The sequence below is a fragment of the Bacteriovorax sp. DB6_IX genome, assembly GCF_000447775.1.
Classification (GTDB): Bacteria; Bdellovibrionota; Bacteriovoracia; order Bacteriovoracales; family Bacteriovoracaceae; genus Halobacteriovorax_A.
This window is the reverse complement of sequence record NZ_AUNJ01000002.1, coordinates 1-10,775: the sequence shown is the minus strand read 5'-3', so window position 1 is coordinate 10,775 and position 10,775 is coordinate 1. Positions and strand designations below refer to the sequence as shown.

The 10,775-nt window shown below is 38.8% G+C and carries 11 protein-coding genes; 2 read left to right on the top strand and 9 right to left on the bottom strand.

Annotated elements, in window-relative coordinates:
• The 7 genes from M901_RS00085 to M901_RS00055 all read right to left on the bottom strand — a co-directional run.
• Positions 1-318, bottom strand: a 318-nt coding sequence (locus M901_RS00085; RefSeq protein WP_021276088.1) for an ATP-binding cassette domain-containing protein, incomplete at its 3' end; no start/stop codon positions are given.
• A 26-nt stretch (positions 319-344) separates the two neighbouring features.
• Positions 345-1,316 (bottom strand): ABC transporter ATP-binding protein, encoded by a 972-nt coding sequence (locus tag M901_RS00080; RefSeq protein WP_021276093.1) that lies wholly within the window; start codon positions 1,314-1,316, stop codon positions 345-347.
• A gap of 2 nt (positions 1,317-1,318) precedes the next feature.
• Positions 1,319-2,203, bottom strand: a complete 885-nt coding sequence (locus M901_RS00075) for an ABC transporter permease (RefSeq protein ID WP_021276086.1) — start codon at positions 2,201-2,203, stop codon at positions 1,319-1,321.
• Between the two features lie 12 nt (positions 2,204-2,215).
• The gene (locus M901_RS00070; protein WP_021276091.1) at positions 2,216-3,244 is read right to left on the bottom strand and encodes an ABC transporter permease; all 1,029 of its coding nucleotides are present in this window, start codon (positions 3,242-3,244) and stop codon (positions 2,216-2,218) included.
• Entirely contained in the window at positions 3,244-4,845 is a 1,602-nt protein-coding gene (locus tag M901_RS00065) for an ABC transporter substrate-binding protein (protein ID WP_021276094.1), read from the bottom strand. The genes M901_RS00070 and M901_RS00065 overlap by 1 nt, the downstream gene beginning before the upstream one ends.
• A 95-nt stretch (positions 4,846-4,940) precedes the next feature.
• A complete protein-coding gene (locus M901_RS00060; RefSeq protein WP_021276090.1) occupies positions 4,941-5,819 on the bottom strand; it encodes a mechanosensitive ion channel family protein in 879 nt (292 codons plus the stop codon).
• A 79-nt stretch (positions 5,820-5,898) separates the two neighbouring features.
• Positions 5,899-6,597 (bottom strand): ABC transporter substrate-binding protein, encoded by a 699-nt coding sequence (locus M901_RS00055; RefSeq protein WP_081653277.1) that lies wholly within the window; start codon positions 6,595-6,597, stop codon positions 5,899-5,901.
• Between the two features lie 153 nt (positions 6,598-6,750).
• On the opposite strand from M901_RS00055, the gene M901_RS00050 reads away from it, so the two are divergent.
• Entirely contained in the window at positions 6,751-8,247 is a 1,497-nt protein-coding gene (locus M901_RS00050) for a hypothetical protein (protein ID WP_034719084.1), read from the top strand.
• A 64-nt stretch (positions 8,248-8,311) separates the two neighbouring features.
• The gene (locus M901_RS00045; protein ID WP_053335799.1) at positions 8,312-9,583 is read left to right on the top strand and encodes a CapA family protein; all 1,272 of its coding nucleotides are present in this window, start codon (positions 8,312-8,314) and stop codon (positions 9,581-9,583) included.
• A gap of 51 nt (positions 9,584-9,634) precedes the next feature.
• Here the strand turns inward: M901_RS00045 and M901_RS00040 are convergent, their stop codons facing one another.
• Both M901_RS00040 and M901_RS00035 read right to left on the bottom strand, forming a co-directional pair.
• Positions 9,635-10,513 carry a DUF4421 family protein gene (locus M901_RS00040; protein WP_021276095.1) on the bottom strand — a complete coding sequence of 293 codons (879 nt, stop codon included), beginning with the start codon at positions 10,511-10,513 and terminating at the stop codon, positions 9,635-9,637.
• Positions 10,514-10,548: 35 nt separating this feature from the next.
• Positions 10,549-10,775, bottom strand: a 227-nt coding sequence (locus tag M901_RS00035; RefSeq protein WP_034719082.1) for a TlpA disulfide reductase family protein, incomplete at its 5' end; no start/stop codon positions are given.

The window sequence follows — 10,775 nt, the reverse complement described above, 5'->3', positions numbered from 1 at the left end:
TTTCTTACGAGGATTTAGAGAGTCTAGAGGGTCCTGAAAAACCATTTGCATTGTCTGATATCTCTCTTTATCTGAAATATCATCAAAACTCTTACCTGAAAAAGAAATACTTCCTTCCGTTTTCTTCTCTAAGTTCATAAGTGTCTTGGCCAAGGTACTTTTTCCACAACCAGACTCACCAACAATTCCTAGTGTTGTTCTTGGAGCGAGAGTGAAAGAGACATTGTTAAGTGCCTTAACAAGTTGGTCTTTTCCTTTGACTTGATAGAACTTTTTGAGATTTTCTACAACTAATGTTTCATTCATAATATTTGCCATTTCGTTTCTTTATTTTAAGTTATCCACTATTTCTTTTCTAAAGGGTAGTGACACCTATAAACTCTATCTGTGGCCTTTTCTAATAGTGGCCATTTGCTTTGACAGTCGTCCTTTCGATGAAAGCATCTTCCTTCAAATTGGCAACCTTGTGGTCTGGCATGTAAATCAGGAACTAGCCCTGGAATCGAGAAGAGTTCATCGTCTTTAGACTCATGAAAAGATGGAATCGAATCAAGTAGTCCTTTTGTATAAGGGTGTTGAGGAGATTCAATAATATCCTTGGTTAAACCAGATTCTATAATTTCTCCCGCATACATTACTTGAATTTTCTTCGTAATATCTTTAACAACTGAGAGATCATGACTTACAAAAATAACAGACATATTATGTTCAACTTGTAGCTTTTCAATTAGCTCAAGAATCTGTTGTTGAACTGTCACATCCAGAGCTGTTGTCGGCTCATCGGCAATGAGAAGTTTTGGGTTACATGCAATGGCCATTGCAATCATTATTCTTTGGCTCATCCCACCTGAAAGCTCATGGGGGTAAGCCTTAAGTCTTTCTTTAGGAGCGGGTATTCCAACATCAAGAAGAAGAGAGAGAATCTTTTCGTGTCTTTGATGCTTACTCATTTCTGGGCAGTGAATACGAAGAACCTCATCAATTTGATCTTCAACTGTATAACACGGATTTAAGCTATTCATGGGGTCTTGAAAAATCATCCCCATCTTTCCGCCACGGATGTCTTGCCACTGTTTTTCAGAGATTCCCAATAGATTGACACCATTGAAGCTGAGCTCATCTGCTGTCACAATAGCATTTTCAGGAAGAAGTCCCATTAGGGCCATATTCGTAATACTTTTCCCACAACCTGATTCTCCAACGACACCAAGAGTTTCGCCTTCTTCAATAGTAAAAGAGACATCTCGAACTGCCGTGATGATTCCTTTCTTTGTTTGAAATTGTATTTGTAGATTCTTTGCAACTAATAATGACATGACTACCTCTTAAGTTTTGGGTCTAGAGCATCTCTTAAACCATCTCCAAAGAGATTGAGTCCAAGTACGACAGCTAAAATACAAAGTCCTGGAAGCGTCACGAGCCAAGGAGAACTTTCAATATAAGGTCTTGCATCTGAGAGCATAATTCCCCACTCAGGAGTTGGAGCTTGAACTCCTAGACCTAAGAAACCAAGGGCCGCAGTAGATAAGATACCTTCACTTAGGCCAAGAGTTGTTTGAACAATGAGAACCGCTGTACAGTTTGGAAGAATTTCTTTTAGCATAATTCTCCACGGGCTTGCACCAAATGTTTTGGCGGCCATGACAAATTGGCGCTCTTTCAATTCAAGAACATTTGCCCTGATCAATCTCGTAAAAGATGGGACACCAACAATGGCAACAGCTATAATTGCATTAACCATTCCTGGGCCAATAACCGCAACAACAATGATTGCCAATAGAATACTTGGGTAGGCCATTAAGATATCAATAAATCTCATAATGACAATATCGACCTTTCCTCCAAAGTAGCCCGAAATAAGACCAAGGGCCGTACCAATAAGGGTTGAGAGAAAGACAATTGAGACACCGACAAAGAGAGATATTTGAGCGCCCCAGATCAAACGGCTGAAGGTATCCCTTCCAAGATCATCTGTTCCCAGTAGGAACTTCATACTTCCGCCTTCTGCCCAAAAGGGAGGCAGACGAAGTTGTCCAGGAAAGACTTCACTGGCACTGTGAGGGGCTATAATTGGAGCAAGGATTGCGAGAGTGATAAAGCCCATGACGAGACCGAGTCCGAATACGGCTCCTTTATTATCGCTAAAATGATCCAAGAACTCCTTGAGATTATGTTTAAATCCTACTTCTTGAGTGGTTTCCATTTCTATATTTACCTATCTAATTTTTGGGTTTACGTAGCTGTAGATAATATCTACTAAAAAGTTAATCATAATAACCATCGATGCAATAAAGAGAATTCCACCTTGAATGACGGGATAGTCTCTTGCGTGGATACTGGCGACAAGCCATTTTCCAATACCTGGCCACGAAAAAATTGTTTCCGTGAGGATTGCTCCTGTGATGATACTTCCAAAGAGTAGTCCTATAACTGTGACGATTGGAATAAGTGCATTTCTAAAAGCATGTTTCCAAACGACTTTATTGAAGCTTTGTCCTTTGGCCTTCGCTGTTTGGACATAGGGAGCTCTTAGAACTTCAAGGACTGAAGATCTTGTCATTCTTGCAACGACTGCGAGAGGAATTGTTCCCATAGCAATAGTTGGAAGAATGAGGTGTCTAATGGCGCTAAAAAATGGCGCCAGTCCTTCATCTGCAAGCACTTGTGGTGAGAGGGAGTCAATTAGCATAAACCCAGTTATTGTTGGGACATCAAACATAACAGAGAGTCTTCCTGAGACAGGTGTTATACCTAAGTTTACTGAGAAGATAATAATCAGGATGAGTCCCCACCAAAAAATTGGCATGGAGTAGCCTACTAGTGAACCGCCCATTAAAATATAATCAGGTATTGAGTTGCGGTGAACCGCTGCATAGACTCCGGCCGGGATTCCAATTAAGATCGCAAAGATCATGGCACAAACTCCGAGCTCAAGAGTCGCAGGAAAGCGTGCAAAGAATTCATCCGTGACAGGTCTCTTACTTACGATAGATCTCCCGAAATCACCTTGAACAGCGTTCTTCATATAGATTCCATACTGTTCGAGAACAGGTTTATCTAGACCTAAACTCCTTGTCATTTCCTGATAAACTTTAGGGTCAGATCCTCTTTCTCCTAACATGAGCATGACCGGATCACCCGGAATCATTCTAATGATGAAGAAGGAAAAAAGAGAAATCCCAACAAGAGTTGGGATTAATTGAATTAGTTTTTCTTTTAGAAACTTTAAGGCAGAGCTTCTCATTATTTGAGCTCCACCTTATCAAACATATCACCACCAAGAGGGTCAATAGTATAACCTTCTACATTCTTGGCCATGGCCCTGAAAATTGTCGAGTGTGCGATTGTAACCCATGGTGCTTTTTCTTTGAAAATAACTTGGGCCTTCTCGTAAAGAGATGTTCTCTCTGCTTTATCAGTGATTTGTTTTGCTCTTGTCACAAGTTTGTCAAAATCAGCATCACACCATCTTGCGTAGTTTGATCCTGCCTTAACACCTTGGCATCCGAGGAGAATATGAAGAAAGTTATCTGGATCTCCATTATCTCCAGTCCAACCAAGTTGAAGCATTTCGTGCTCACCATTTGAAGACTTCTTTAAATAAGTCGGCCAATCATAAGTCACAAGCTTAACTTTGATTCCAATCTTAGCAAGGTCCGCTTGCATAAGTTCACCCATTTTCTTTCCATTTGGATTGTATGGGCGTGAAACAGGAAGAGTCCAAAGAGTTGTTTCAAAACCATTTGGGTATCCAGCTTTTGCAAGGAGGGCCTTAGCTTTTTCAGGATTGTAATTATAATCAGTCACATTAGAGTTGTATGACCAGATTGTTGGAGGAAGTGGGTTCTTTGCCACTTTGGCATGTCCTAAATAAATAGCATCAATATAAGAATCCCTATTGAGTGCCATATGAACGGCCTTTCTAACATCAGTATTCTTGAATGGACCTTTCTCTGTATTCATGGCCAGGTAACCAACGTTGAGTCCAGCTCCTGTTTGGAGTTTGATATTCTCTGCCGCATTCATGGCATCAAGATCAGTTGGTGATGGTTCGTTAATAAGGTGACATTCTCCGGCCTTAAGTTTTTGGTAGCGAACTGAAGCATCCGGTGTAATTGAGAAGACAAGCTTGTTAACTTTTGCAGCACCTTTAAAGTAGTCTTTATTGGCCGAATATTTAATGACATTATCTTTTTGGTAGGCGCCAAAGATAAATGGACCTGTTCCAACTGGAAAGTTGTCGATCTCTTCTTTCTTTCCTGCTTTTTCTAATTGAGAAGCATACTCAGCAGAGAGAACACTCATAAAGCTCATTGCCATATTTGCCAGAAATGGTGCTTCGGCCTGGTTTAGAACAATTTGAACTTGGTAGTCATTAACCTTTTTAATATCTTTAATTAGTGCACCCATTCCCATTCCATTGAAGTACTCATAAGTACCTCCACTTACTTTATGGAATGAGTGATCTTTTTTATACATTCTATTGAATGAGAAAATCACATCGTCTGCATTGAACTCTCTGGTTGGAGTAAAGTATTTCGTTGTGTGAAACTTAACACCTTTTCTTAGGTTAAATGTATAAGTTAATTGATCATCTGAAATTGTATAGCTCTCGGCCAGTGCCGGCTCAACTTCCGTCGTTCCTCTTTTAAATTCAACAAGTCGATTATAGATCGTATGTGCTGAAGCATTATTAGATGTTCCATCAGTTGTTACTTGAGGATTAAACGCTGTTGGCGATCCTTCCGAACAATAGACAAATGTTTTGTTTGATGATTTCTTGGCGTTACATGACACCAGTGTCGCTACGAGTAGAGTACTCGTCATAAGTGTGTTTATTTTCATTTTGTCTCCGTGCTTGTGTTGCAATTAAAATTGTAGGAATTTAGTCAAGAAGTGTCAAAGATTGTGAAAAATTCAATTTAGTGAAATAGGCCCACTTAAGAAGTGGGCATTGCAGTATGGTGATAATTCTCGTGGAAGCGTATTTTATGATTCCTAAGTTTCTTGTGAAGAAATTTTCGCGTGTCGTTACGAAGTTCCCAGGCATCACTTGGAGAGCCCGCCCATGCTGCAATCCAGCACCTGATCGCATCCTTTTCAAGTTCTATAACCCAGAATGATGGGTCTTCCTTGTCTGCAAAATACTCAGATTCCTTAGCTGATTCGATGGCCATTTTTTCAACTAGTTCTAAGTCAGCATCCGGAGCAACAAAGAATTCAATATGGGCCCAGATATATTCATCTTTCATGGTGAGATTTTGAATTTCTTTTTGCAGTAGTTGTGAGTTTGGAATGATAATTCTATTCCAGTCCCAACGTTTTAAAACGGCATAGGTGAGAGTGATTTCTTCAATAAGTCCATAGTGCCCATCTATTCTAACAGTGTCACCAACCTTAATAGATCTAAAAAAGGAAATAATGACTCCAGCGAAGAGATTTTCTAAGAAGGGACGAAATGAAACCCCGATGATAACTGAGATAACGGCCGTGATTAATGAAATATAGACCGTTGGAATACTTCCCAAATAAGGAATCAGCGATAAGAGAATCCAAATTAAGAAGAGAATAACAGGAAACGCTTTGGCCATAAAGCTAAAGCGAAACTCCATCGCATCTATTCCATATTGCTTGAGTACTTTTTCTTGGTTCTTATAGGGAGACTCTGTTTCAATAGCGTCATTGATCTCTCTATTTTTAATACCTTTTAGACGCTTCTTCTCTGTACGCTTGATCTTAAAATTTACTAAGAAGTAAACACTAATAAAGAAGATAGTAATTAAGAGGTGGTATGTATTTTCAAGCGATACGAAATTCAAGCTTATTCCTTAGGCATGGTTCTTTTCTTTTTTATCATAATAACGTGATAAAAAATCATGACATCGGCAAAACCGAATTCTATTTTCTATTTAATAAGTCGTGAAGATGTTGGTAGCCTTGTTTCTTGAGAACAAAATCGTGAGCGGCCCTAAATTTCTTTAGTATTTTTGGTTTGGCCAGCTTTGTGGCATGAACCCAGTTTTTCTTTTCATTGACTGGCTCAACAAAAGTTAGTTTAGAGTTTCCACAAACTTTCATCGGGCAAAGTGAATAGAGGACTGTCGATGGAATCATTAAGTAGTCTAAGCGCTTTGCTTTCACCATTTTAATTCCAATCTCGTAGTTCTTTAAAGGGATCTTATATTTTTTCGGGTAGTCATCAACAAAGTTACTGTAACTAGCTCCTCTTATAATTCCAATTGTCTTTGGCATAAGGTGAAGATCTAGTTTCTTGTGTTTAAAACTTATAATGTAGTTTTGATTTCCAAGAGTTGGAAAGAGCTTTTGTTTATCTATACCGGCCATCGAGTTTGGGTAGAGAATCCCAATGTCGACTTGATCATTCTTTAAAGATTCAATCAGTCTTGGGTAGGGAGTGACTTTGTAAACAAATTTTAGGTCTGTTTGATGATTAACTTCGTTAAGGAAATCAATCATGACCCCGTGATAACTTCCTTGAGACCTGTAAACGTATGGATAGAGCTCAAATAAGCCTATTTTCAGCTCATTAGCTTGGCAAACTAAAGATAAAGTCAGTATTAACAAGTATTTATGCATCCTCCATATTATCTACCTATATAGGATAAATCACAAGGATAAAACATGACGCATGTTGTAAAAAATGCAAGGGTGGCGTTGTTTCGATGAAAAGTGTGACGCAATGTGGTAGAAAGTGATCGCAACACATATTTTGACTTTCTTGGAGGAAACGTGAAGAAGCAAGTCTTGAAACAGCTTACACTTGGAATTTCGGTAGCTTGTGCCTTATCGGCAACAGCAAAGCCTTATTCATACCCAAATGCCAAGGATATTTCAGTAAATAACTTTTCAGAAACTGGTTTTAAGGCCGGTAGAGTACCAGAAAAGTTTTCATCAAAAGAACAATTAAATGTAGGTGATGAAGTTATGGTCTATGACCGTTACATCAACACATATACCTCTTCAAATGGAAAACTGAAGAGAGATAGAATGATCGGTCGTCTTGATAGACTCACTGTCGTGGGAATGGCGGAAGAACTTGGAGAAGACTATATTCAGGTAAAAATTAATTCTTCAACAGATTGGGGAATGAAAGGTAAGACTCGCTTTGTAAAATTAAGACATCTTTCTGAGTATGAAGATTATAAGAATTTTGATGCCGATGTTTACATGGTTCAAAATATTGCGACAGAAAAGCTTAGAGTTTACCAAAGAGTTTGTAAGGATAATTCTTGTCCACCAAAACTAATTCTTCAAACTGATTTTGTTGCAGGATTTAAAAAAGGCGACAAGAAGTTTGGAAAGAGAACTCAAGTTGGTAACTATAGAATCTTTGAATGGCATAAGTTTTATCAAGATAGACCAGGTGGACATTACCCGTCATGGTTTGATCCAACATATCCAGCACAGCCTGAAAAAGAAGATAGTTGGTCTAAGTGGTTCAAGGGTGAGTATATGCCTTGGGAGTACTGTACGACTAAAGATGGAAAAAGAAAATGTTCTCACTCTGGAATGATGAGAGGAGCCTTTGGTTGGTATACAGCTCTCGTTGAGCCTAACTATGGACAGGATCAATGGACACACGGAACAATTGGTTGGGCCGAGTCTTCTGAAGAAAATATTAAAAGAGCAAAAGGTGAAGATTTCTGGGGTGCGATTGCAAATACATTCACATCACTAAGAAGTTCTGGTTGTTCAAGAGTAAGTAACCCTACAGTTGCTTTCTTAAGACACTTACTTCCTGTTGGAACACCTATTGTTAAGATCTACGCACTAGAAAAGTACCAGGACGAAGCTTCTGTTAAGAAGAACTATAACCAAGATCAAGAATTTACTTGGGATTTTGCCTTAACTAAAGATGGTGTTCGTGGAACACATAAAGATGCAATCTCTTCTCATAAGCAATCAGTAGAAGAGTCAGGTGTTTCTTCTGAGAGAATTCTTGAAGAGGGAACATTTAAATTTAAAAACTTTCCACTGGTAACACAACAAAAGAATAAGTCTTCGAAATGTCGCGAGACAGACTCGTCGAATTTAAGATCTGATTACAGAAAGCTGAGAAAGGGATGTAACCTCTATAAAATCCCAGCGGATGCTTTTGTTGGATCTTTCAATGTCGATACAGGTCTTCTTGAAGGGTATGCCCATCCAAAGGCAGAGGGAATTATCAAAGGTGGATTTAGATCACAGAAATTCCCATCTTTTATGGATGTTAAAAACTACAAGTAAGAATAAGATTTTAAATTTATAACCTAGGTCTTCACTTGAATGAGTGAAGGCCTATGAGGGAAATATGAAAACTTTTAAAGTATTAGGACTAACATTATCTATAGCTTCGGCAATCAATGCTTCGGCACTTGAAACGATACGTTTTGATCGTGCATGTGAGGAGGGGAACCGCATCACGATTTCAGCAGTTGGAGATATACTTCTTCACGAGACGCTACAAAGACGAGCTATCAAGGAGAATTCTTTTGATACTCTATGGAGAGATGTTATTCCTTACTTTAAAAGTGTTGATTTTGCGTATGGGAATCTAGAGTCTCCTGCGGCATCAGGAACTGATAAGAGTGGTAATAGAGTAAAAGATCCTGGTTTTGTTTATGATGGGAAAGTTTACTCAAGTTACCCAAGGTTTAATTACCATCCCAAAGTCATTCGTGACTTAAAAAATAGCGGTATTGATATTCTATCAACTGCGAATAATCACTCTCTAGACAGATGGTCTCGTGGAGTTGATGAAACAATTAAGGAAATTGAAAAAGAAGACCTTGAGTTAATTGGGACTAGATTAAAGAAAAAGCAAAAGCGTGACCGTCTTTCTGATTGGTATAGAGTAACTGATATCAATGGAGTAAAAGTTGGTTGGATTGGATGTACTTTCTTTGTTAACTACGGTCTTAGTGATAAGTACGACCAGGTTATGTACTGTGAATCAACAAAAGGTAAGAAGAGAATCAAAAGTATAATTGAGAAGCTTAAGGGGGAGACTGATGCCATTATTATTACTCCACACTGGGGTAAGGAATATGTATCTGAAGCATCTGAAAGACAAAAGTCTGTCGCGAGAAAGTGGATTAAAATGGGAGCGACTGCTGTTCTTGGTTCACACCCACACGTTCTTCAACCAATGGAGAAAGTTGTAAGAGAAGATGGAAGCGAGGGATTCGTTATTTACTCTCTTGGAAACTTTGCTTCGAATCAAGGTGGAAAAAGATCTGAATGTAAGGGTGATCAGAAATGTTTGAATAAAAAGATCGCACAACGTTCTTCAGTGGTTTTATTCTTAGGTCTTACTAAGAATGAAGAGGGAACATTTATTAATGGTATTCAAGCGCTACCAACAAGAATGGTAAATCAATATGACACAAGTAATGTCGAGTTGGAATTAATCCACAAAGATATGCTTGAGTTTGATGAAGAGCTGGCCGTGAGAGAAGAGCAAATGTCTCCAAAGAGACATGGTGACGGTCGCCGAGAAATTAAACATATTAAATCAATTATCCCGCAAGGGAACCTCGTCTTCCCGGATGAGGAAGTCTCTACAAACTCTCATTGTTTGTAAGTGTATGTGTGTGTATTGAAGGGCGGTTGAGGGACCGCCCTTTTTTTTATTCTAGATATTGAAAACGAGATAGGTATAGATCGCATAATTCACTGAGGCGACATTAAGATTACTTCCTAAGTCATAGAGATTTGTATGGAGGTAGCCTTTTAGTCCCCCTGTTAAATCTTTTCCCTGGGTCCCAAGATTTAATCTCAAGCTAAACTGCCCAGCTAGACCTGAGCCATCTGTGCTTGAATTGTCTTTGCTTAATTCGTACTCCTGATGTCCACCAGCAGCCGTTGCTAAATAGGCAAAATAGAACGCGCTTCCTAAAGGGATGACTGAACCATATCCGATTCCCAGGCCAATTTGGCGACTGTCAACTTCCTTTATTTCTGAGAACTCTGGAAACTTATTATCTGGGTCCGTTCCAACAATTGGGCCAGAGTCTTTAATATCCAAACGATTAAGGTAGAACTTAAAAATAAAAGAGCTTCCGCCTTTCACTCCACCGATACCAGAACTTGTCACGGCCTTCATTTGAAACTTGGAGTCAAGCGCTGCTAGCATGATATAGCTGAATTCTTTACTGTGAAGAGTTGCCCTTGTGGCACAGAGATCACAATTTCTTGTACTGTCTTCTTCTGAGCTATTAAATCCCTCATATAAACGATAGGAGACTTCATGGAACCAATTAGAGAAATTAAGACCGAGCCTATAGTCTTTATATGAGTCATTACCAATATCTGATTTACCATAATTAGTATTTGGGATTCTTTGGCCATATTCAAAGTAGAAATAGTCACCAGATATTTTAATACCCCAGTGCAGGCTTGAATTGGGGTGGAATTCAACCATATTCTTATTCTCTCTAAAGACAAGAGAGTGGTTTGGCTTCTTTACTTGTAATGTTACTTTTGCCGCTAGGGAGCTTGAGCAAGTTAGCAAATAAAGCGATAGGAATAGGAGTATTTTTTCTTTTTCTATAAGAGACTCTTTGGAGGTCTTATTCCACTATAAATGACCTTCCCATTGCTATCTAGAATAACAGTTATAGGAAGAGAATCAATACCCCAACTTTTGGAAAGCTCTCTTGAGCGATCCTGTAGGATATTATATTTGAATTTATACTTCTTAATGAAACGCTTGATTTTCTTAGGAGAGTCTCCTGCATTGATAGCGATAAAATTATAGTCCTTTGCTTTTTCNG

Excerpts from the sequence above, each read along its gene's own strand:
- M901_RS00080 (WP_021276093.1), bottom strand. The coding sequence starts at position 1,316 with ATGTCATTATTAGTTGCAAAGAATCTACAAATACAATTTCAAACAAAG.
- M901_RS00075 (WP_021276086.1), bottom strand. The coding sequence starts at position 2,203 with ATGGAAACCACTCAAGAAGTAGGATTTAAACATAATCTCAAGGAGTTC.
- M901_RS00070 (WP_021276091.1), bottom strand. The coding sequence starts at position 3,244 with ATGAGAAGCTCTGCCTTAAAGTTTCTAAAAGAAAAACTAATTCAATTA.
- M901_RS00065 (WP_021276094.1), bottom strand. The coding sequence starts at position 4,845 with ATGAAAATAAACACACTTATGACGAGTACTCTACTCGTAGCGACACTG.
- M901_RS00055 (WP_081653277.1), bottom strand. The coding sequence starts at position 6,597 with ATGCATAAATACTTGTTAATACTGACTTTATCTTTAGTTTGCCAAGCT.
- M901_RS00045 (WP_053335799.1), top strand. The coding sequence starts at position 8,312 with ATGAAAACTTTTAAAGTATTAGGACTAACATTATCTATAGCTTCGGCA.